General features: G+C 46.7%; 19 protein-coding genes and 1 tRNA gene. 4 read left to right on the top strand and 16 right to left on the bottom strand.

The genetic code is table 11. The features are described 5' to 3' along the window. Positions 1-16 precede the first annotated feature (16 nt). The 3 genes from Q7U10_10910 to def are packed head-to-tail and all read right to left on the bottom strand — an operon-like array spanning position 17 to position 1,986. Complete coding sequence (locus Q7U10_10910; protein MDO8283110.1) at positions 17-541, bottom strand: DUF116 domain-containing protein; 525 nt, start codon at positions 539-541, stop codon at positions 17-19. Then, positions 522-1,457 carry a methionyl-tRNA formyltransferase gene (fmt, locus tag Q7U10_10905; protein MDO8283109.1) on the bottom strand — a complete coding sequence of 312 codons (936 nt, stop codon included), beginning with the start codon at positions 1,455-1,457 and terminating at the stop codon, positions 522-524. The genes Q7U10_10910 and fmt overlap by 20 nt, the downstream gene beginning before the upstream one ends. Positions 1,458-1,467: 10 nt before the next feature. After that, the gene (def, locus tag Q7U10_10900; protein ID MDO8283108.1) at positions 1,468-1,986 is read right to left on the bottom strand and encodes a peptide deformylase; all 519 of its coding nucleotides are present in this window, start codon (positions 1,984-1,986) and stop codon (positions 1,468-1,470) included. Between the two features lie 99 nt (positions 1,987-2,085). Between def and queF the strand changes: the two genes are divergently transcribed. Then, on the top strand, positions 2,086-2,454 hold the full coding sequence (gene queF / locus Q7U10_10895; GenBank protein ID MDO8283107.1) for a preQ(1) synthase: 369 nt from the start codon (positions 2,086-2,088) through the stop codon (positions 2,452-2,454). Here queF and thiD read toward each other — a convergent pair whose 3' ends face one another. After that, a complete protein-coding gene (thiD, locus tag Q7U10_10890; protein MDO8283106.1) occupies positions 2,455-3,219 on the bottom strand; it encodes a bifunctional hydroxymethylpyrimidine kinase/phosphomethylpyrimidine kinase in 765 nt (254 codons plus the stop codon). A gap of 51 nt (positions 3,220-3,270) precedes the next feature. On the opposite strand from thiD, the gene Q7U10_10885 reads away from it, so the two are divergent. Continuing rightward, the gene (locus Q7U10_10885; protein ID MDO8283105.1) at positions 3,271-3,783 is read left to right on the top strand and encodes an NUDIX domain-containing protein; all 513 of its coding nucleotides are present in this window, start codon (positions 3,271-3,273) and stop codon (positions 3,781-3,783) included. A 13-nt stretch (positions 3,784-3,796) separates the two neighbouring features. Here the strand turns inward: Q7U10_10885 and Q7U10_10880 are convergent, their stop codons facing one another. The 4 genes from Q7U10_10880 to ccsA form a co-directional block, all read right to left on the bottom strand. Beyond that, the gene (locus Q7U10_10880; GenBank protein ID MDO8283104.1) at positions 3,797-5,800 is read right to left on the bottom strand and encodes a PAS domain S-box protein; all 2,004 of its coding nucleotides are present in this window, start codon (positions 5,798-5,800) and stop codon (positions 3,797-3,799) included. A 113-nt stretch (positions 5,801-5,913) separates the two neighbouring features. Next, positions 5,914-6,597 carry a glycosyltransferase family 2 protein gene (locus Q7U10_10875; GenBank protein ID MDO8283103.1) on the bottom strand — a complete coding sequence of 228 codons (684 nt, stop codon included), beginning with the start codon at positions 6,595-6,597 and terminating at the stop codon, positions 5,914-5,916. A gap of 10 nt (positions 6,598-6,607) precedes the next feature. Continuing rightward, on the bottom strand, positions 6,608-7,327 hold the full coding sequence (locus tag Q7U10_10870; GenBank protein ID MDO8283102.1) for a hypothetical protein: 720 nt from the start codon (positions 7,325-7,327) through the stop codon (positions 6,608-6,610). 11 nt (positions 7,328-7,338) lie between these two features. Then, positions 7,339-8,052, bottom strand: a complete 714-nt coding sequence (gene ccsA, locus Q7U10_10865; protein ID MDO8283101.1) for a cytochrome c biogenesis protein CcsA — start codon at positions 8,050-8,052, stop codon at positions 7,339-7,341. A 124-nt stretch (positions 8,053-8,176) separates the two neighbouring features. On the opposite strand from ccsA, the gene Q7U10_10860 reads away from it, so the two are divergent. After that, positions 8,177-8,512, top strand: coding sequence for an iron-sulfur cluster assembly accessory protein (locus Q7U10_10860; protein MDO8283100.1), 336 nt, complete (start codon positions 8,177-8,179; stop codon positions 8,510-8,512). A gap of 61 nt (positions 8,513-8,573) precedes the next feature. Beyond that, positions 8,574-9,536, top strand: coding sequence for a cation diffusion facilitator family transporter (locus Q7U10_10855; protein MDO8283099.1), 963 nt, complete (start codon positions 8,574-8,576; stop codon positions 9,534-9,536). 34 nt (positions 9,537-9,570) lie between these two features. Here the strand turns inward: Q7U10_10855 and Q7U10_10850 are convergent, their stop codons facing one another. The 8 genes from Q7U10_10850 to Q7U10_10815 all read right to left on the bottom strand — a co-directional run bounded on the left by Q7U10_10850 (position 9,571) and on the right by Q7U10_10815 (position 21,591). Continuing rightward, positions 9,571-12,219 (bottom strand): PAS domain S-box protein, encoded by a 2,649-nt coding sequence (locus tag Q7U10_10850; GenBank protein ID MDO8283098.1) that lies wholly within the window; start codon positions 12,217-12,219, stop codon positions 9,571-9,573. A gap of 8 nt (positions 12,220-12,227) precedes the next feature. Further along, on the bottom strand, positions 12,228-12,659 hold the full coding sequence (locus Q7U10_10845; GenBank protein ID MDO8283097.1) for a response regulator: 432 nt from the start codon (positions 12,657-12,659) through the stop codon (positions 12,228-12,230). A 147-nt stretch (positions 12,660-12,806) separates the two neighbouring features. Beyond that, on the bottom strand, positions 12,807-14,348 hold the full coding sequence (locus Q7U10_10840) for a PAS domain S-box protein (protein ID MDO8283096.1): 1,542 nt from the start codon (positions 14,346-14,348) through the stop codon (positions 12,807-12,809). Positions 14,349-14,371: 23 nt separating this feature from the next. After that, positions 14,372-17,281 carry a PAS domain S-box protein gene (locus tag Q7U10_10835; protein MDO8283095.1) on the bottom strand — a complete coding sequence of 970 codons (2,910 nt, stop codon included), beginning with the start codon at positions 17,279-17,281 and terminating at the stop codon, positions 14,372-14,374. 85 nt (positions 17,282-17,366) lie between these two features. After that, positions 17,367-18,383 (bottom strand): potassium channel protein, encoded by a 1,017-nt coding sequence (locus tag Q7U10_10830; protein ID MDO8283094.1) that lies wholly within the window; start codon positions 18,381-18,383, stop codon positions 17,367-17,369. A gap of 75 nt (positions 18,384-18,458) precedes the next feature. Then, positions 18,459-18,543 (bottom strand) — tRNA-Leu (locus tag Q7U10_10825). Between the two features lie 77 nt (positions 18,544-18,620). Continuing rightward, the gene (locus Q7U10_10820; protein ID MDO8283093.1) at positions 18,621-20,042 is read right to left on the bottom strand and encodes an NADH-quinone oxidoreductase subunit N; all 1,422 of its coding nucleotides are present in this window, start codon (positions 20,040-20,042) and stop codon (positions 18,621-18,623) included. Between the two features lie 19 nt (positions 20,043-20,061). Then, positions 20,062-21,591: an NADH-quinone oxidoreductase subunit M gene (locus Q7U10_10815; protein MDO8283092.1), complete on the bottom strand. Its 1,530-nt coding sequence runs from the start codon at positions 21,589-21,591 to the stop codon at positions 20,062-20,064. Positions 21,592-21,597 lie beyond the last annotated feature (6 nt).

Raw genomic sequence — 21,597 nt, 5'->3', positions numbered from 1 at the left:
AGTTATTTAAGTAAATTTATCCGGCGAAAAAAGCTATCGCCTTCTCGACAAGGATTATATCAACGCTTGTGTTGAAACACGGGCCGAAGGGCCTCTCGTTCAATATCCCCAGAGTGGGAACGGGGTATATATCCCTGATACCGCTTATGAGGTCGCGCTCGCAGGCAACAGCCACCACGGCATCAGGCTTGACACTATCAACTGTTCTCCTTGCGATACCGCCGCCTGTTGCCACCGAGAGGTTCAGCTTATGTTTATCCGCAACCTTTACAAGGTCACCGACCGGGCATTTCCCGCACATCTTACAATTTGTAATATCAAATGTGATCCTTATGCTGCATTCGCTCCTCTGTATGCAGTGCGGGAGCAGAAGAAGCAGAGTTTTGACAGGCCCTGTCCATGCCCTCATGACAAGCGCATTATTGATCTTTATCAATATGCCCTGAATCCTCCTGCTGTCTATCCTGAAGAGCCATCCCCATATAATGACCACGGGAAACCCTGCCTTAAAGAAGAGCCATCTAAGCAGCCGGTTTGTCATTGAACCTCACCCCTTCATGAATGCGCCTGCCCTGTAAAAAAGCTTTTATATCCATCGGCCTTTTGCCCGGAGCCTGTACCTCAAGTATGGATAGCAGCCCCTTGCCCGTTCCTACGAAGATCTCTTTCTTGGTTACCATGCTTACGACACCTGCCTCTGCCTCGCCGTCCATTCTTTCTGATCTTAATATCTTTATCATATCACCTTCAAGAAAAGTGTAAGCGCAGGGCCACGGGTTCATGCCCCTTATGAAATTGTACAAATCTATTGCCGTCCTTTCCCATTGAATAATAGCGTCGCTCTTTTTAAGAAGAGGGGCAAAAGAAACTTCCCCTGCCTGAGGCTTTGGGACAATGCCGCCTTCTTCCAATCTTTCAAGGGTGAGAAGAAGAAGTTCAGCCCCGACAACAGAGAGCCTCCGGGATAAGCTTCCAGCAGTATCAGTATAAGATACCTCAACCTTTTCCTGAAGCAGGATATCTCCTGTATCCATGCCCTCATCCATGAGCATAGTTGTTACGCCTGTCTCAGTGTCGCCATTGATGACAGACTGGCTAATTGGTGAAGCGCCGCGGTATTTCGGAAGCAGAGACGCATGAACATTTATACAACCCTTCTCAGGCATGTTGAGTATTTCACGGGGAAGGATCTGTCCATATGCCGCGGTCACTATCACATCAGCGCCGATCTTCCTCAGTTCTTCTATGAAACCTGTATCCCTGACCCTATCCGGCTGGATTATCCTAAGCCCTGCTGCATCAGCCGCAGCTTTTACCGGAGAATATGCGATATGCCTTCCGCGTCCGCAAGGCCTGTCAGGCTGGGTTACAACGGCAAGCACTTGATGTTTATTATCCAGAAGGGCTTTAAGTGCGGGGACTGCAAATTCAGGTGTGCCGAAAAAGACGATATTCAAGAGTTCACCTTTAAGGGCCTACCTTCTCTTTCTTTCTCTCTTTCAAGAAACGCTTTTTGAAAAAATCCTTTCTGATGCGGCCTATCCTGTCTATGAGCAAGGCGCCGTTCAGATGGTCGATCTCATGCTGGAGCGCCCTGGATAAAAGCCCTGTACCCTCAACCTCTATCTCATTGCTCTCCCTGTCCAGCGCCTTCACAATCACCCTTTCAAACCTGCGCACAACGGTATAATATCCCGGCAGGCTTAAGCACCCCTCCTCCATCTCGATCTCTCCCTCAGAAAAGACCAGAACAGGATTAATAAGCGTGATAAGCTGGATATCTTCATCCTCAGTGCTCGCGTCAATTACAACCACCTGTTTGGATACCCCGACCTGATTGGCTGCAAGCCCGACTCCCGGCGCGGCATACATCGTCTCTATCATATTATCGATAAGGTCCTGCAGCTCATCATCAAACTTCTTGACGATCAATGTCTTCTTCAGCAATACCTTATCAGGGTACTTTATTATAGGTAGCACAGCCATAATTCTAATTTAAATGATTTTTCATTTAAATAACAAGTTAGGCGTGATTTAAAGCGGAGCGGGGAATTGGAAAGCAGTAATCAGGTATAATACTTTCGTATGAAATACGGTGAAAAAGCTATAGCAGGCGCAGGGTTGAAAAGATGGCCTAACCCAAACCCTGAAAAGGACTACACGATTGAAATAAGTTCGTGCGAATTTACCTGCCTCTGCCCGCGCTCAGGCTATCCTGATTTTGCGACCATAAGGGTAAGCTATGTTCCGGATAAATATATAGTAGAGCTGAAGTCATTTAAGCTGTATCTCAACAGTTTCAGGAACGAGGGCATATCTCACGAATCAGTTACGAATAAGATATTCGATGACCTGAAGAAACTCCTGAAACCAAGGCAGGTTGAAGTAGTCGGGGACTTTAATCCTAGAGGAAATGTTAAGACAGTAATAAGGGTCGCAAGCGAAAAAGAATAATTAAATCCCCAGTATCCTCAGCCCGCTGCCGAATGTCTCCGCACTCTCAATAGCCTTCAGCGTGAACGCCTTTGCCTTGACCATTGACGCCTTTACATCATAACCGAGCGCAAGGCTTGCCGTTATGACAGATGAAAATACGCATCCCGTTCCATGAAAGTCACCTTCAACCCTGCCGCCTTCAAGCAGGAAGAAATCATCCCCGTCAAAGAGCAGATCCATCGCCCTTCCCTGAAGATGCCCGCCTGTGATTATCACATTCTCCGGGCCGAGCCGCATGAGTTTGACAGCAGCCTCTTTCATCTCATCCTCTTCAATGACCTCCATGCCGGTGAGAAGAGAGACCTCATATAAGTTAGGGGTCACCACCTTTGCGAGAGGAAAGAGGATCTCTTTGATCGCCTCAAGGGTGCCTTCTTTAATAAGAGGCACGCCGGTTGAAGAGACGGTCACAGGATCAATGACAAGGTTATTCAAAGAGTGTTCTTTGATATTTTGGGCTATCAGCTGGACAATCTCAGGAGAATATATCATGCCTGTCTTAAGGGCATCCGGCCGGATATCATTGAGTAGATGGCTGATCTGTTTAGAGAAAAAATCAGCAGGCACCTCATGCACATCATGCACCCCTCTTGTGTTCTGCGCGGTAAGCACGGACGGGATGCTCAGGCCGTAGACCCCGAGAGACATGAATACCTTCAGGTCAGCCTGCAAGCCTGCGCCTCCGGTAGGGTCAGAGCCTGCTATGGTAAGGGCGGTTTTCATGCAAAGACTATAGCACCTTGTTTATAATAATTCAACAGAAAGGGAGGCGGAATGAGCGAAGAGCTTTTAGATGTTGTAGATGAGGATGGAAGGACGATAAAGACCCTCGCGAGAACTAAGATACACGGCAATCCTTCATTAATGCATAAAGTTGTTCATGCGCTTGTATTTGATATAAATGGCAGGCTTATTCTGCAGAAACGGTCAATGACTAAAGATGTAGCCCCGGGCAGATGGGACACTTCCGTCGGTGGACATGTCAATGCTGGAGAATCCATTGATGAAGCGCTCAGCCGTGAGATGGAAGAAGAGTTAGGCATAACCTCTTGCAATACTGAATTCCTTTATACATACATCCACTCAAACCCTTATGAGACAGAGCTTGTTTATACATTTTCATGTGTCTATGCCGGGAAGATAAAGTTTCAGCATGACGAGATAGATGAAGTGCGTGCATGGAGCCTTGATGAGATAAGTGATAACCTCGGCAAGGGGGGCTTCAGCGATAACTTTGAGCATGAGATAAAGATGTACTTAAAGAATAAACCTCAACAGAAAACCTGATCCGATTGCCGTATCATTTTTTCTGTTTCTCTTTCTTTTGTTCATACATCAGCTTGTCAGCCTGAACCAGGAGTTCCTCAATTGAATGGCTGCACTTTTCATAATACGCGATCCCTATGCTAATAGAGAGATCATATGGGGCAGATCTTTTCGTATTGTAAACCCTGAGATGTTCTTTGAACCTGGCGCTAAGTGTCTCTGTGCTGTAACCGGTGGTATGCACAGGGAACACAACAAACTCATCGCCGCCGATACGGGCTATAATATCAGACTCCCTGAAGACTTCCCTCAGAAGATTGGCAGTCTCAGAAATGGCGCGGTCGCCTTCCTGATGCCCGTACTTGTCATTTATGATCTTCAGGTCATCCAAGTCGGCGTAAAAGATGAGCACCCCTCTTTTCAGGCGGTTCGCCAGCTTAAGCTGCTGGCCGGCAAGCATGAGAAATCCTCTCCTGTTATAAAGGGCTGTAAGCTCATCTGTAATTGAGAGGGTACGGAGTTCTTCCTCCATCCTTTTCCTGTCGGAAATATTTTTGGAGATCACCGTGACGGCGATGACCTTGCCGTCCTTGTCCCTTACCGGGCTTAAGGTCCTGAGAAAATACATATCATCTCTTGAACTCTTGTGGTCCATCTGGATGGAGAGGCCTGTGTCAAATACCTCATCGATCAATTTTATGAACTCCTTTGTCTCTTTGGGAGAGTGAAGTTCAACATAAGAGTGATCTTTAAAATCATAATCCAGAAGCCCCATCCTCGATATATGCTTCTTGTTCATGAACAGGTACTTGTAATTCTTGTCAACAAGATATATCGAATCCTCTGTAGATTCAACCAGTGACCTGTACCTCTCTTCATTCATCTGAAGCTCAAACTCGAAGCGCTTGCGGGAAGTTATATTCTTTGATAAAACAGTAACTGCGGTAACTTTGCCATCCTTGTCTTTTACAGGGCTGAGGGTCCTGATGAAGTGCAAGTGCCTATCATCATTGATCCCCTTGTACTTATACTCCTGCTGGGAAGACTCCCCGGTATCACATACCTTGTCTATCAGTTTGGCAAAAGATTCCGTATCTTCTGCTGAGTGCAGATCCCCGTATCCTTTACCGGCATATCCGGACTCTGCCAGGCCAAGCCTCTCTATATGGTGTTTGTTCATAAAGAGATATTTACAGTCTCTGTCAAGAAGATATATTGAATCCTCAGTCGATTCGACAAGTGACCGGTAACGCTCCTCGTTGAATATCAGGGCATATTCTGACTTTTTACGCTCGGTAATATCCCTGAATATTCCATGGGTAGCGCCGGGGTTCCCGTCAATAATGCGGCAGCCCACATTGCCTTCAACTTCTACTTTATGTCCGTCTTTGGCAATAAAGATCGCTTCAATATTCCTCTGAGGCTCCCCTGACATCACCTTTTTGAAGAGCTCCATGCAGTGGCCCATGCAGCTCGGATCTATGAGGTCGAACATGGTGATACTTTGAAGCTCTTTCATCGTATAGCCCATCGTCTGAAGCCAGGCGTTATTAACATATATGAACTTCCCGTCCGGGCTAACGCTCTGGATCAAATCATGGGCATTATCAAAGAGTTCCCTGTAGCGCTCCTCGCTCTCTGCAAGCCTTGCATCAGTCTTAATACGCTCGGAAATATCTCTCACTATCTCAATACCGGCTATTATTCTTCCTGAAGTGTCTTTTAGCGGTGACGCCTTTATCTCAATATCCGGGATATCCCTGTCCGGTGGAGATGGCTTTATTAATGAGTGGACATTGCCGTCCTTAAATGACGCGGCAACAGGGCAGTTCTTGCAAATCTTATCACTATGAGCGTATGCCTTATAGCAGTACTCTCCGACAAACTCTCCCATAGCCATCTTTATATGAGCCTGATTCTGGTACAGCACCTTGAAATCAGTATCCTGAACGCTGATGCCGTCACCCATCGCATCTATTATCTGGATGGCAGGAAGGGACTTCATATCAAGTTGATTGTTCTTCGTTTCTTCTTTCATGATATTGGATTATTGCAAGAAAAAATAATAAGGATAAAAAGCATCCTGATATAAGTTAAACATTAAAAACAGGAAAGATTCAAGTCTTTTTTTCATACAAAAGCAGTGCGCTATCAATTCGTAAAAAGGTATTTGAAGATATTCCAGAGTATCTTGAACCCGACCTTGAATATTCCCTTTATATTTCCTGTCAGCTTGGATTTCCCCTCGCCTTTCCGGTAACTTACAGGAACCTCAAGAATCTTGTATCTTTTCTTCACAGCCTTTATCTGCATCTCAAGCGTCCAGCCGAGATTGTCTTTGACATCAAGGGCAAGGAGCTTATCAAACCTTACAGCCCTGAACGGGCCGAGGTCAGTGTATCTGAAACCGTAAAATAGCCTCATCAGTGTTGTGGCAAGCCAGTTGCCGAAGAGCACAGGCGGCCGGAGCGCGCCCTTTTCACATTCTCCCATAACCCTTGACCCGAGCACCATGTCATACCCGTCTTTCTCAATGGGCCTAAGTAGTTTTGGTATCTCTGAAGGATGGTCGCTGTAGTTTCCGTCAACAAAGACCACGACATCAGGCGGGGCTGTCTTCAGGTATTCGATCGCCCTGAGACAGGGATAGCCATAGCCTCTTCTTGACTCAAAGAGCACAGTAGCGCCCCAATCTTTTGCTATGAGAGCGGTCCTGTCAGAGCTCCCATTATCAACAACTATCACCTCGTTTATTATGCCGTGAGGCATGTCCGCAAGGACTTTCGGGAGAGTCTCTTCCTCATTCAGCGCCGGGATGATTACTGTAGTCTTCATATTTGACATATCAAACCGTTATCTTTTCTATCCTTATTTTTAACACGATGAGTGTGAGAATGCCGGTGATAAAGAGGATGCTGCCGGCAAGCGCCCATACAGCGCCCGGGTCTTTGCTTATCTGCAGAAGCGCTGCTTTTGGATACGGCTGAACATCTTTTGCAATAATATTCAGGCTGTTATGGAGTGACGGTTTATTGGGAGCTATCCGGTCTTCATCAATAACCATACCGCCGGATAAATACTCCAGATCAAGGCTCCAGTCATTTACATATCCCTGAGGATCAACCTGTATATCAATATTCTTTACCCTGAGAAGTTCACCCTCTGATATTTTGACCTGATAGCCCTCTGCAACAGCGACTTTATAATGATAGCTGCCGACAGCGCCCAGAAGATGAGCAAGAAGAATAAAGATAAATCCTATATGAATTATCTGCGGCGAGATAAGAAGCAGCCACTGGGTCACCTTTCTCTTTTTGATGATCGATTCGATGCTGCAAAAAAGCGTGTTTACCGAAAGTATACCAAGCAGACCGACAGCTCCCCATAACCACCACGTTGCGCCGGACGGCTGCTGCACAAGCCATTTAAAGAGCGGGATGTCAATTGAAGAGAACTCAGGATAGGAGGGCATGATGACCGCGCCTGCTATAAAAAAGAGCGTGATCAGAAAGAGAAGCCAGAGGCTTGTTCTTAAAGACAGCAATATTTCATATATGTTTTTCATCAGAGTAATTATCAGAAACTATGCGAGCTCTTCATTAAGAGGCTTACCCCGAGATATGTAAACATGACCACTCCGAACCCGGCTATGCCGAGGATGGCTGCAGGCCTTCCTGTCCACCACTGCCTAAGGCGCGCGTGAAGATAAAAGCTGTAGAATATCCATAGAATGCTTGTCCAGAGTTCCTTGGGCGTCCAGAGCCAGTAATTCCCCCACGCAAGATAAGCCCATATACCGCCGAATATCATGGACAATGTAAATAGGCAATACGCGATAAGTATCGCCCTGTACTGTAAGCCCTCGGTCATAGCTTCATTGTCTTTGAGATATACATAACCAAGCACTGACGCGACTCCGAAAAGCGCGTAAGACATAAAGGCAAGCACAACGTGTGTCTCAAACCAGAAGGTCTTAAGCACAGGAGGAAGCGGGATGTTGCGCGGCTCGTAGATAAGCGCAAGAACTGTTAATAATGCCGCTGAAACAACGATAAGATTATGGAACACCCTGCTGTTCTTTATCTTACTGCAGAAAGGCAGCGCAAATGCCGCGATAGACGCGGCTAAAAAAACCATTGTGTCATGCGGGCCAACAAGCGGAAGCCTTTCAAGCTCAGACGCCCTCCATAATATATATCCTGACTGAAGAAGGATCCCGAGGAAAAGAAGCGGCCTTATGAATAGCGCGAAAAGATATGCCCCGAAAGATAATATCAAGACTATATGCATAGCGGCTTATTTTAACTCATTTCACGCCTCAATAGCAGTAATAATTCCTCTCAAATTGATTTTATTGCGCTGATTCATTTATCTTAAATACAGAAGCATAAAAAACAGTTTAAGGAGAAAATATATGTTGACCATTTCAGATGTGGCAGTTGAAAAAGCAAAAGAGATACTTTCTGCAGAGGGAAAAGATAATTTCGGATTGAGGCTGTATATGGCAGGAAGCAGCTGCTGCGGGCCTTCTTTTGGAATAGATGTTGTTGAAACCCCTGAAGACGGTGACTCAGTTGTAGAGAAAGGCGGGCTTAAGGTCTTTGTTGATCCATCCGCGTCAGCAAAGCTTATGGGCATGGAGCTGGACTTTATTGATGACGGCGACAAACAGGGATTCATGTTCACCGGCAATCCCCCTGCATCATCATGCGGCTCAGGCTCAGGTTCAGGCTGCAGCAGCTGCGGCTAAATCTATTAAATCCCACCTCCTCCCCCTCTGCTAAAAGGGGGAGGAATTATTTACCTGAAGCATGATATTAAACAATTCAACTACAGACCGTTCATCTCTTACGCGCTTTGCATGGCTCTCGATCGCTGCTGCTCTCGTCACAATGGCGCTCAAGACCATAGCGTATCTTCTGACAGGTTCGGTAGGCCTGCTTTCTGATGCGATGGAGTCGCTTGTGAACCTTGCCGGCGCTATCATGGCTTTATCAATGCTTACGATAGCAGCGCGGCCTGCTGATGAAGATCACACCTACGGACACGGCAAGGCTGAATATTTTTCGAGCGGGGTTGAAGGCACGCTTATCCTTATAGCGGCTGTAAGCATCGCTGTAGCAGCTGTGCCGAGGTTTATCTCGCCAAGGCCCATTGAGCAGATCGGATTGGGAATGATCATTTCGGTCGCGGCATCTCTTGTCAACTTTTTCGTTGCGCTTATCCTGCTGAAGGCAGGCAAACGCCATCACTCGATCACCCTCAAGGCGAACGCTCATCACCTTATGACGGATGTGTGGACTTCAGGCGGTGTGCTTATCGGAGTCGGCGCAGTAGCAGTGACCGGATGGGAACGCCTCGACCCTGTTGTCGCCATAATTGTCGCGGGTAATATCGTCTGGTCAGGGTTTCGCATAGTTCGTGAGTCCATGTCAGGGTTAATGGATGCAGCGCTTCCTGCAAAGGAACAGGAAATGGTAAAAAAAGCTCTGGAACCTTATCTGCATGACGGGGTTGAATACCACGCCATACGCACCCGCCAGGCAGGGTCGCGCAAATTTGTTTCGCTCCATGTGCTAGTTCCCGGCTTGTGGACGGTCGAGCGCGGCCATCATCTCCTGGAATGCATAGAGGCAGACATCCGCAGCGCACTGCCGAATGTCACTGTCTTTACCCATCTGGAATCACTGCATGACCCTGCTTCATATGAAGATATGCATCTGGACCGGTGTGAAAAATCATCTGTTGAGGATACCGGGGAAAAGCAGGGGTAAATAGTTTCACTTGCGAATGGGAATAACGGCCTTTTTAATCCTCTTCCGGCATTGTGCTTATCAGGTTAAGAAAGACATCAACCATGGCGGGGTCAAAGTAAATGCCTGACTGTGAGCGGATATACTCTACTACCTTTTCCTTTGGCCATGCATCCCGGTAAGGCCGGTCAGATGACAAGGCATCCCAGACATCTATTAACGAGAATATCCTTGCTCCAAGCGGTATCTCATTTGCTTTAAGCCCGTTCGGATAACCGGAGCCGTCCCATTTCTCATGATGCGAGAACGGGATATCAAGGGCAGGCCGCAGATAGTTGATCGGATAGATCATTGCATGTGCAAGATTGGGATGATTCTTCATTATCTTCCATTCCTCATCCGTTAACTTGCCGGGCTTGAGCAGTATGCTGTCAGGTATCCCCATCTTGCCTATATCATGCAGAAGAGCGCCTCTTTTTAAATGGACAATATCTTCTTCCCTAACTCCGAGTTCGCGGGCCATGCTTATGGTTATCTCAGTAACACGCCTTGAGTGCCCCTCTGTCTCTCTGTCGCGAAGGTCCAGCGCCCTTGCCCATCCTTCAATTGTGGAATCATATGCAATGGCAAGGTCGATATTGGAACGTTTGAGATCCTCAAAAAGCGTAGCGTCATCTATGGCTATAGCTCCCTGTGTGGCAACGGTATTGAAAAAATCCAGCCACTCATCATCAGCATTAAAGAGTGTGCGCTTGAATATCTCAAGAACCCCCTTGACCTGTCCTTTCGCAATGAGCGGCACGGCAAAATATGTTACAAATTCTTCTTTGCTGAAATGTACCGAAGTTTTAAATGCCGAGGGTTCATCCTTAAGGTTCGGGATAGATATAATACGGCGCTCCTTTGCCGCGCGGCCGGCGTAACTCTCGCCCATTCTTACATTTGCATGTTTTAATGCTGGTGAACGGAAACCTTTGGAAGCGAAATACCTTAGCGTCATAGAGGCCTCATCCAGAAGCAGGACAGCAGCAGCATCCAAGCCAAGCTGGCTGATGACCTGTTCAAGGAAGATGTCAAGCGTGACACGCAGGTCAATGCTTGATGTAATAGCTATATCAATAGAATGCAGGGCATTTATGCGCTTAATATGGCGCTGGAGCATCTCCTCAGACTTTTTGCGTTCCGTTACGTCCCTGAATATACATTGGATAGATACCGGCTTCCCGTTCACAATCCTGCTCCGCGCATTTCCTTCAAGCTCTACTTTGCTTCCGTCCCTGGCAGCAAAAGTAGTTTGTATATTATCCTGCTGCCCGCAGGACATTACATTATTGAAAACATCCGCGCAGTGGTCTACACAATCCTCATGCAACATATCAAAAATAGAGAGACCTTTGACCTCCTCCATTGTGTAGCCAAAGGTCTTAAGCCACGCAGAGTTAACAAAAATATATTTACCTTCAGCATCCACACTCTGTATGATGTCGCTTGTATTCTCAAACAGCTCGCGGTAACGCTCTTCACTCTCATGTATCTCATCTTCCATCTTCTTCCTTTGAGTGATGTCCCTCACAACATGGATAAGGCCGATGAGTTTATTCTCTTTATCAAACCTGGGCATGGACCTTATCTCAATGAATTTATTAAGATGCGGCTCAAAGACCTCAAAGGTAGCAGGTTTGCCGGTCTTGAGGCAGTCACAGCTCGGGCATCCCTCAGGCGGGCAGGCAGTGCCGTGATAAAATTGGAAACACTTTGCCTGCATATCCTGAAGAACCGGCAGGTGGAGAATTTCCTTTGCCGCATTATTTGACCGTATGATATTAAAGTCAATATCATGGACCGTTATCATGTCAGTTACTGAGTTGAATACATCTTCCCAATCCTGTTTCGACTCAAAAAGCTCTCTTTCATATCTCTTCCGCTCTGTAATATCCGAGAACGAGAAGATAACACCCATATCAAGATTCTCGGGGTTAAGAGGGGCTACCTGGATATTTACATCAATGTAAGTGCCGTCTTTACGCCTGCACCTTGTATCAACCTCACCCCTGCCTTTCTGGGCGATGTCATCATAGAGCGCACTGCCGACACGTTCATACTCCTCATGCCTGTCGTAAAACATCTCTGTAGAACTGCCGACAAGTTCATCCTCTGAATAACCGATCATCTCTATGAACCTTTCACTTACCCATTGCATTTTCCGGTCCTTAAGCAGACCTATGCCGTTAGGGGAAGCTGTAAGGATGCTCTTGAGATTTGCCTCGCTCTTCGTCAGCACACTGTCAATCGCATTGACTATATTTTCATGCGAGATCTCTTTCAGCGCCTTCTTAACCCTGAAAGGGAGTATCTCCATCAGGTTTTCGTTTTTAACGATGTAGTCTGTCGCGCCAAGCTTCATCATCTCAACAGCTATCCTCTCATCGCCGAATCCCGTAACAACAATAAAGGGGATAGCACAGCCCTCTTTGGCAAGCGACTCTATGACCTGTTTCCCTGATATATCCGAAAGCTTGTAGTCAAGCACCATCAGGCTGACATTACCGGTCATCACATTTGTGACAGCTTCCCTGCCGGTAAAGACACCCATGGCATTATGCCCCGCCTCCTGCAGCGTCTTTACAATAAGGTTGTTTACTCCCTTATCATCCTCAACAACAAGGATTATGCCCCCTGTCCTGTTCACTTTCTTCGATAGCATTATATTGTTTACTCCGGAACTTCCATCATCTTTAAATATGCTCCCAGCTCCTGAACCATCTTAATAAATGCATCATAATCAACCGGCTTGGATATATAGCTTGCGCATCCCAGTTCATAGCATAGATTAACAGTCGCGTCGTCGTCCGTTGTTGTTACCATGATCACCGGTATCCTGCGCAGCCTCTCATCCTTTTTCATCCTGGTGAGCACCTCGATCCCGTCAACCCTCGGCATACGGATATCAAGAAGCAGAACATACCCCGCCCCGCCTTGATCCTTAGGCACCTGCGTTTGCTCAGATAAATAATTAAGGGTATCCTGCCCGTCCTTGAAATGAATGATCTCATTTCCAATACCCGACCGCTTCAGGTTCTTAATAATTAGCCCTGCATGCCCAAAATCATCTTCAGCCAACAGGATCACAATATTATTTTTCATGGCATATCCTTTTTTTTATTTCCCCTATAGTAAGAGCCAACAGCAGGTGCCTTAAGCAGGGATTAAGGGGTGTGTCCCGTTTTATCCTCTGCATTAAATCATATTAGTATTTAAAAATATATGCAAGATAAATTTCGCTCTCTTGTTTTATGCGGGCAGCGCCACAAAAAACCTGCACCCCTTGCCTGCCTCTGACTCAAGCCATACCTTCCCGCCGTGCCTCTCCACCATCCTCTGCACTATCGCAAGCCCAAGGCCCTCTCCTACCTTCATTGGGTCAAGCTGATGGAATATGTGGAATATCTGCTTCTGATGGTCAACAGCTATGCCGATGCCGTTATCCTCTACGCAATAGATAGAGCTGTTATCTTTTACATATCCTGTGACCTTTATCTCGCCTTTGCGCGAAGGGTCAAGATATTTAACTGCATTCTCAATAAGGTTAGAGAATATCCTGCCTATCTGTTCCCTATCCCCTGTACATTGCGGAAGGTCAGTCACTTCGAGACTTGCGCCTGTGTCTTTCAGTCTGTGATTAAGATTGTCTAATATCTCATTTATCAGCATATTCATATCTATATCTTCTTTCTTCAATTCAACCTTGCCGGCACGCGAAAACTGCAAAAGCCCGTTCAGCAGAGCATCCATCCTTACAACGCTAGTGCTGATAAAACGAAATGAATCCGGCAGTTCTTTTATAAGCGGTGATATCTCTTCCCTGATTTCAGAAGACATCTCTTCTCTCTCTACAACCCTCGTTATATCATCTAAAGTCTTTTGCAGTTCACGGCTGTAACCATTAATGTTGACAAGAGGGGTCTTCAGGTCATGCGATGCCGCATATATGATCTGCTCAAGTTCCTTGTTCTTTATCTCAAGCTCCCTGTTAAGGCGATCCCTCTCTTCCTCGGCCAGCTTGCGCCCGGTGATATCAACAAAAACCCCGAAACTGCCGTTATAATTCCCTTCCGCGTCAAAAACAACATGCGGAGACACAATGGTATGGACACTGCCCCCGTCCTTGCGCCTCCACACGACCTCATAGTTTTCTTCTTTGCCCTGGCATCTCTGTGCCATCTGGGCTTTAAAAGTTTTCAGCCCTTCTTCATCAAATAAAATATCTATCGGCCTGCCAAGCAGTTCCTCAGATTTATAGCCGAACATTTCACAGGCACGCTTGTTCATATAGGTGATTACATTGTTTTTGTCCTGAATTCCCAATCCCTCGTTCATTGTCTCAACAAGTACGCGGTATTTTTTCTCGCTCTCCTGCAGCGCCTCCTCAGCACGCTTGCGTTCGGTGATGTCGCGATGGAATCCTAAAATATACTTTTCATTGCCGATAATGACTAAGTTTGCCGACACTTCCAGCGGAATCGTTCGCCCGTTCTTGCAATAGTGCTCGACCTCAAAAGTCATCGGTTCTCCGGCAAACAACCGCTGTAACCGCGCAGTCGCCAGCTTGGCGCTTTCCGGCGTATCAAGATCTTGGAGGTTCATCTTCATCATCTCCGCAACCGTGTATCCGTGCATTTTGGCAAATGACGTGTTCAGATCAACCACATCGCCATTGTCGGAGAGCAAAAAAATACCGTCAATTGCACTTTCAAATAGTACCCTGAACTTTTCCTCGCTGACTCTCAGCGCCGTTTCCGTCTCAAGCTGATTTTTGTTTATCTTTTCTTTCATCTCTATATTTATCCGGAATTAAATTATGCCGCATTTGCGCATTTCAGCTGCACATAAAACCTGCTTCCCCTGCCTTCCTCAGACTCGACCCATACCTTGCCGCCGTGTCTCTCGATTATCTTACTAACGATGGCAAGCCCGATACCTTCACCGGTGCTGCCCTCAGTGTATCCGCGATAGAAGATATCAAATATCCGGCCCTGCTCATCTGACGGTATGCCGATGCCGTTGTCCTGAACGCAATAGATAACCTGCCCATTATCTTTAGTGCCGGAGATATTTATAACCAGAGGGCGTTCAGGAGAATAATATTTAACAGCATTGCCGATTAGGTTTGAAAACAGCTGATTTATCTGGACAGCATCACCGGAGCAAGAGGGAAGAGGCGATATCTCAACCACAGCCCCTATCTCCTGCATCTGAAAATTAAACGTATTCAGGACATCAGACACTATCCTGTCCATATCAAGTTTTTCAATCTGCAGCTCAGCGCTTGATGAACGCGAAAGCTTCAGCATTGCAGAAAGCAGGGAATCCATCTTGCTGATGCTCGCATCTATATATGACACCGCCTCAGGGATATCCTTATCCACGAGAAGAACAGCCTCTTCCCTCGCCTCTTTTGTGACACTCTCCTGCGCATAGGCAGAAATAACTTTCTGAAGATAATCAACCAGCATCCTGCTGTATCCCCGAATATTAATAATGGGCGAGCGAAGGTCGTGCGATACCGTGTAAACGATCTGCTGCAACTCTTTGTTCCTCTCCTTTAACTGCCCGTTCAGGCTGTCGAGTTCTTTCTCTGCCTTCTTGCGCCCGGTGATATCCTGACAAATACCAAAAACTTTTTTTGATCCATCAAGCTTCTGATCCGCTTGCCCAATAGCATGAACCCACCGATGATTTCCTTTTGCAGTAATTATCTCCAACTCCAAATCAAAAGGCTTTCCATGCTCTATAGCGCGCTGTAAGGCCTGTTCAATAATCGGCCTGGACGAAGGTGCATAGAAATTTATCGCTTCGCTAACTGTCGGCTGATATGTCATATCCGCTTCATGGATTCGATTGACTTCATCTGCCCATGATAGATCCAGTGTTGTTACATCAAGTTCCCACCCGCCGACCTTCCCTACCTTCCCGGTTTCAGCAAGCAGAAGCAGGCTCTTGTGCAGTTCTTCTTCCGCCGTTTTGCGATCTGAGATGTCAATGCCCATACCGACCAGACAGAACTTACGATCAAAAACAAAGCGCTTCCCTGTAAAAAAATACGGGATGCTTATCCGGTCTTTTGACAAGAAATCAGCTTCCGCCGTAGCTTCGCCGGTCTGAAAAACCTGTCCGATCTTTTCAGCTATGACCTTCTTGCCTGTATCGTCAAAGAGATCCAATGGTGACATGACTGAGATCTCTTCAGCCGAATAACCCGAGACCTTCTCAAAGTTTTTATTCCAGCGAATGAACCTGCCCTGTTCGTCAAAGAGATAGAAGAGCCCCGGCAAACTGTCAAGCGCAGCCTGAGAAAAATTTCTTTCGAGCAGAATTGCCCTGTTAAGATGATTCCGCTCCGCCTCCGCCTTTTTGCGCTCGGTGATATCGCGAATGACGCTGAAGAAAACTTGCTGTCCCTTATAGTCTATTACCCTCGAGTTCACTTCAACCGGCATGATGCTTTTATCTTTCCTGCAATGAGCAGACTCAAAGATAGCATAGTCCTGTTTCCGTATCTGTTCCAGACGTTTGGGCACATGGACGGCGAACTCCGGCGGATCCAGTTCCCTGATGTTCAGCGAGAGCATCTCGTCTTTAGTGTATCCCAGGCGCTCATGAGCGGTCCTGTTGACATCCAGAAAATTACCCTGCATGCCGAGAATAAATATGCCGTCAACAGCTGAGTCAAAGAGCATCCTGAACTGCTCCTCGCTCTTCTTCAACTCCTCCGCCGCCTTCTTCCGAAGAGATAGATCCAGGCTTGCTGTTCTGAGAAGATACAGAATAAGAATGCCGAAAAATATAGTTATCGCCAGAAAGAGAAAACCTGTTTTTTTGAGTAGTGCCCCTCCGATACCGCCGATCACTCTTTCATGTTCATGAAGGTATACGATCTGCCATCCCGGCATATTTCTTAATTCTTTCTGATGAATATGATATTCCGTCCCAACAGTATCAACAGCATGATGCTCTTCCGTCCTTTGAACTCCCGACCATTCCCACGGCCCTTCACCAAACTGCCTTGATTCCTTTATCGCAAGTATCTGCCCAGGCGTGACTTTCCACAATGTCTTATAAAGCCAGTCTTCACGGTTAGAGAAGAAGATCACATCGTTGGGGCATGTCATCATCATTACACCTTCATATGGTTTGACTATAACCGTCCTCAGATGTTCTATATTCTCCTTGATCACGATCACACCTGATGGGCGTTCATCTTTATCGCCGTAAACAGGATAGGCGTAATATAACCCGCGTTTATTTGAGGTGACGCCAAGCGCCGCGTATACCGCCGGAACGCCGCTGGCGGCCTGTTTGAAGTAAGGCCTGAAAGAGTAGTTCTTCCCGAGAAAGCTGTCCGGAGCGTTGCGGTTGGAAGAGGCTATCGTGTTGCCCTTAACATCCATAAGGTAACAGACATCCATGGTCTCTATAATGGAGCAAAGACGGTCAAGTTCCTGGTTGGCTATTGAAAGCGTATCCGCGTCATTGCTTGTAAGGGCTTTTTTGAACTCCTCCTGCCTTGAAATAAAACCGAGAATTCCAGTGTACTCACTGATATGCAAATCAATATCGTCAGCAATATTATTTACAAGTTCCTCTGACCTGGAACCTGCCTCATCATAAGTTTTATCGCGGAGAGAATTAAAAAAGATGATCATCCCCAATGATATGGAGAAAAAGGCGAGAAATGCTATGGTTGATATAATTATACGAAGCTTCATGATTTATATATGTAATAAAGTATAACTACTTTCATGACATATACAATCATATCACTATTCAGCAGTATCTAAAAGAGAAAAAAACTCATCCCGCGTTAATAGCCTTCTCGATCTTCTCTCTCTCACCCGGTGTTGCCATAAAGACAAGACTGTCATCAATCTTCAGGCTGTGGTCATCAGAAGGGTTATAGACCCAGTCCGCACCGGTCTTTACAGCAAGGAGCAGGGCATCATGGTTCTTCCTGAGGTGCAGTGAAGAGAGAGGCCTGCCGGACAATGAGGCGGGAACTTTTATCTCCTCTATCCTGAGGCTTTTGCTCTTGTCCCTCAGCATCGTATCAAGGAAAGAGACCACCGAAGGCCTTATCATCTCTGACGCCATCCTCAGCCCTCCTATGAAATTCGGGGAAACTACTGCGTCAGCGCCTGCCTTCTTTATCTTCTCGCTGTACTTGATATCATTACAGCGGGCTATGACCTTTATGGATGGATTCAGGTCTTTGGCAGTAAGGCTTATAACAAGGTTCTGATTATCATCTCCGGTAACGGCAAAGAGCCCTTTTGCCCTCTCTACCCCTGCCATGAGAAGCGCAGTGTTGTCAGTCGCGTCCTTCTCAATATATATCTGGTCAGGATAGGTATCAATAAACATCTCAAGATTCTTCCTGTCTGAATCAACGACCAGAAAAGGCCTCTTGGTCGCCAGGAGTTCACCGATTATGTGATATCCTACCCTCCCGACCCCGCATACGATATAATGATCTTTGAAATGCATCGCTTTCTTCTCCATCTTCCTCCTCCTGAAAGACTCCTTGAGTTCTCCCTCAACAACAAATGCAGTAACGTTAGTGATTATGTAAGAGAGTACGCCTATGCCTGAAAACGCAATGAACATTGTGAATAACCTTCCGCCCGGGCTTGCCGAAAGATTGACTATCTCGCCGAAACCTATAGTGGTGATGGTGATGAAAGTCATATAAAGGCAGTCGATAAAGGTAGCTCTCCCGCCTCCGATAATGTGGTAACCCGAAGTCCCTGTTATCAGGATGACAATGAGGGCCATGCCCGCGATTATGAATTTTCTGTAGATATGTTTATACATGGAGTAAGTCATTCCATAATATCACATCAGATAGAAAAAGTTGAAAGTGAAGAGTTTAAATAAGGGGAATAAAAATGGTGCCGAAGGGGGGACTCGAACCCCCATAGGTTGCCCCACACGACCCTCAATCGTGCGTGTCTACCAATTCCACCACTTCGGCTTCATTTTTTAGCTTACAATAATATCACCTGAGACGCTAAGATATCAAGCGGTTAGGAAAACCAACAGCCGGCAGACCTACCCCATGAACGAGGACATGACAAATTTAAGGAGCAAAGAAGGGAATATTCCCAGAATGATCACCATGATAGACGTAAAGGCAAGTGTAAGCTTTACAGCATTGGGAACGCTCACCACAGCAAACTCCGCAGCAGGCTCCTTCATATACATATAGACCACAACCCTTAGATAAAAGAATGCTGAAATAGCGCTGAATATTACCGCGATCAGTATCAGGGTTGTATATCCCGCCTTTACCGCCTCCATAAATATGTAGAATTTGCCGATAAAGCCTGCCAGAGGGGGAATGCCGGTGAGTGAGAACATGAATATAAGCATCAGCGCGGAGAGGAGCGGATTCTTCTTTGCGAGCCCTGCGAAGTCCTGAAGGTTATCGCCTGTGATGCCCTCTCTTCTCATGAGTACGACAATGGTAAACGCGCCGAGGTTCATTAGGGTATATATCATAAGATAGTTAAGCGTGGCTGCAAAGGCTTCCTGTGTCCCCGGAAGAAACCCTATTACTGCGTATCCGGCATGGGCTATCGAGCTGTACGCAAGCATCCTCTTGATATTCGTCTGTGACAAGGCGAGTATGCTTCCGACAGCTATGGTGATAATCGCAAGAGGCTCAAGTATCATCGACCATTGCACCTGCAATGCTCCGAATGCGGTGAAGAAGACCCTGCCCATAACTGCAAATGCCGCTGCCTTGGGGCTGGTGGACATGAATGCTGTTATGGAAGTAGGCGCGCCTTCATAGACATCAGGCGCCCACATATGAAAAGGCACAAGCGCTACTTTGAAGCCGAAGGCCGTTACAAAGAATATCAGCGCAAGCAATGTGACAGGATTGTCAACAAGCTTAAGGTCATGAAGCGCAACCGCTATCTCATGGAGGTTGGTAGTGCCTGTAAGACCGTATGTCAGCGCTATGCCGTACAGCAGGAATGCCGATGAGAATGCGCCCAGGAAGAAATATTTTATCGCCGCCTCGTTTGAACTGCGCCTGTTCCTGAGTATGCCTGCAAGTATATACAGGGAGAGAGCCATCAGCTCAAGCCCGAGGTAAAGCACCATCAGGTCGATAGCGCCAACCATTATCATCATGCCGGATGTCGCGAAAAATAGCAGGGCGTAATACTCACCCAAAGACGCGCCCTCAATATCCATATACTTGAGCGATATCAGTATCGTAATGATGATAGTGATATAGAAGATAAGCTTAAAGAACGAGGCATAGCCGTCAAAGATGAACATGCCCTGAAAAACATCCCCGGATAAGCCTGGGCCCATAAGGCTGAAATTAAAGTACGCGGAGAGAAGCGTTCCGAGTATCCCGGCAAACGCGACAGTCTCCTTCTTCTTTATTACGAGATCAAGAAGTATCACCGCAAGCCCGGTGCCTATCATTATGAGTTCAGGCGTTAGAATTCTCATGTTCTCCATATTGAACAAATCAGTTGCCTCCTGATAACCATTGCATGTAGTCGAGCATGAACCCAGCCGTATTATTTATCTCAATCCCTCTTAAAAGATGCTGAACAGAAACGTGCATATAGCCAAGGAAGAGATTGGGATACAACCCTATCCAGAATACGAGCAATATTAACGGGAGCAGTATCATGACCTCCCTGAGGTCGAGATCAGAAACAGATATGCCCTCCACCACTTTCCCAAAAAATATCCTCTGATACAGCCACAGCATATATCCCGCGCCGAGAATGATTCCGGTTGCCGCAAGTATTCCATAGGTATTTTTTACGGTGAATGCTCCGAGTATGATCAGGAACTCTCCGATGAAGCCGTTCGTAGCCGGCAGTCCTATTGATGCAAAGGTAAATATCATGAAGATGCCGGCATACCACGGGACGAGCTTTGCAAACCCGCCGTAATCAGCTATCTGCCTTGTGTGCGTCCTCTCATAGATCATGCCCACCATCAAAAAGAGCGCGCCTGTAATGATGCCGTGATTAAGCATCTGGAGTATCCCGCCCTCAACGCCCTGCGTGTTCAGCGCGAAGAGCCCGAGGGTGACAAAACCCATGTGGCTGACGCTTGAATACGCGATGAGCCGCTTGAGATCCTTCTGCGCAAAACAAACGAACGCTCCGTAGATGATCGCTATGACAGACAATATCATGAGCAGCGGCGCAAAATATTCTGTAGCCGCCGGGAACATAGGCATTGAGAACCTCAGGAAACCATATGCGCCCATCTTTATGAGCACGCCTGCAAGTATCACGCTGCCTGCTGTAGGCGCCTCTGTGTGAGCATCAGGAAGCCATGTGTGGAAAGGGAACATCGGCACCTTCACGGCAAAGGCGGCAAAGAAAGCAAGGAAGAGCCAGTACTGAAGGCGGACCGGCATATTCATTTCGCTTAGCGCGAGTATGTTCAGAGTACCGCCCGCGTAAAAGTATATCACCACAATGCCGACAAGCATAAGCACGCTGCCGACAAGGGTAAAGAGAAAGAACTTAACAGCGGCATATATCCTGTTGCTGCCGCCCCATACACCTATAAGTATGAACATGGGAATCAGCATCATCTCCCAGAAGAGATAAAAGAGGAAGAAGTCAAGAGAGACAAAAACCCCGAGTACTGCTGTCTCCAGCAGGAGCAATGCGATATGGAATTCCTTGACCTTTGTCTGTACAGACTTCCAGGATACAAGCACCGAAAGTATGCTCAGCAGGATCGTGAGGAAGATGAACAGTATGCTGATGCCGTCAATGCCGATAAAATAGTTTATGCCCCATGAAGGTATCCACTCGTACTTCTCGCCGAACTGCATAAGGTATGTAGTCTTGTCAAAACCGGTCAATACCGGAATAGATATGAACATAACGCCTGCTGTAACAATGAGGCTTGTCCACCTCACAGCCCTGGCATTGCTCATGAAAAGCAGCGCCGCCGCCCCTATCAGAGGGAGGAAGACTATAAAGCTCAAGATCGGATATTCAGATTGAAAGTATATTTCCTGCATCTATCG

It is taken from the genome of Thermodesulfovibrionia bacterium (assembly GCA_030646035.1).
Classification (GTDB): Bacteria; Nitrospirota; Thermodesulfovibrionia; order UBA6902; family UBA6902; genus JACQZG01.
Note: the sequence above shows the minus strand (reverse complement) of the source record. Positions and strands in the feature narration are given on the sequence as shown.

Bases quoted from the DNA above. Each gene is read 5' to 3' on its own strand.
- Q7U10_10910 (MDO8283110.1), bottom strand. From the start codon at position 541: ATGACAAACCGGCTGCTTAGATGGCTCTTCTTTAAGGCAGGGTTTCCC.
- def (MDO8283108.1), bottom strand. From the start codon at position 1,986: ATGGCTGTGCTACCTATAATAAAGTACCCTGATAAGGTATTGCTGAAG.
- queF (MDO8283107.1), top strand. From the start codon at position 2,086: ATGAAATACGGTGAAAAAGCTATAGCAGGCGCAGGGTTGAAAAGATGG.
- thiD (MDO8283106.1), bottom strand. From the start codon at position 3,219: ATGAAAACCGCCCTTACCATAGCAGGCTCTGACCCTACCGGAGGCGCA.
- Q7U10_10885 (MDO8283105.1), top strand. From the start codon at position 3,271: ATGAGCGAAGAGCTTTTAGATGTTGTAGATGAGGATGGAAGGACGATA.
- Q7U10_10880 (MDO8283104.1), bottom strand. From the start codon at position 5,800: ATGAAAGAAGAAACGAAGAACAATCAACTTGATATGAAGTCCCTTCCT.
- Q7U10_10875 (MDO8283103.1), bottom strand. From the start codon at position 6,597: ATGAAGACTACAGTAATCATCCCGGCGCTGAATGAGGAAGAGACTCTC.
- Q7U10_10870 (MDO8283102.1), bottom strand. From the start codon at position 7,327: ATGAAAAACATATATGAAATATTGCTGTCTTTAAGAACAAGCCTCTGG.
- ccsA (MDO8283101.1), bottom strand. From the start codon at position 8,052: ATGCATATAGTCTTGATATTATCTTTCGGGGCATATCTTTTCGCGCTA.
- Q7U10_10860 (MDO8283100.1), top strand. From the start codon at position 8,177: ATGTTGACCATTTCAGATGTGGCAGTTGAAAAAGCAAAAGAGATACTT.
- Q7U10_10855 (MDO8283099.1), top strand. From the start codon at position 8,574: ATGATATTAAACAATTCAACTACAGACCGTTCATCTCTTACGCGCTTT.
- Q7U10_10850 (MDO8283098.1), bottom strand. From the start codon at position 12,219: ATGCTATCGAAGAAAGTGAACAGGACAGGGGGCATAATCCTTGTTGTT.
- Q7U10_10845 (MDO8283097.1), bottom strand. From the start codon at position 12,659: ATGAAAAATAATATTGTGATCCTGTTGGCTGAAGATGATTTTGGGCAT.
- Q7U10_10840 (MDO8283096.1), bottom strand. From the start codon at position 14,348: ATGAAAGAAAAGATAAACAAAAATCAGCTTGAGACGGAAACGGCGCTG.
- Q7U10_10835 (MDO8283095.1), bottom strand. From the start codon at position 17,281: ATGAAGCTTCGTATAATTATATCAACCATAGCATTTCTCGCCTTTTTC.
- Q7U10_10830 (MDO8283094.1), bottom strand. From the start codon at position 18,383: ATGTATAAACATATCTACAGAAAATTCATAATCGCGGGCATGGCCCTC.
- Q7U10_10820 (MDO8283093.1), bottom strand. From the start codon at position 20,042: ATGAGAATTCTAACGCCTGAACTCATAATGATAGGCACCGGGCTTGCG.
- Q7U10_10815 (MDO8283092.1), bottom strand. From the start codon at position 21,591: ATGCAGGAAATATACTTTCAATCTGAATATCCGATCTTGAGCTTTATA.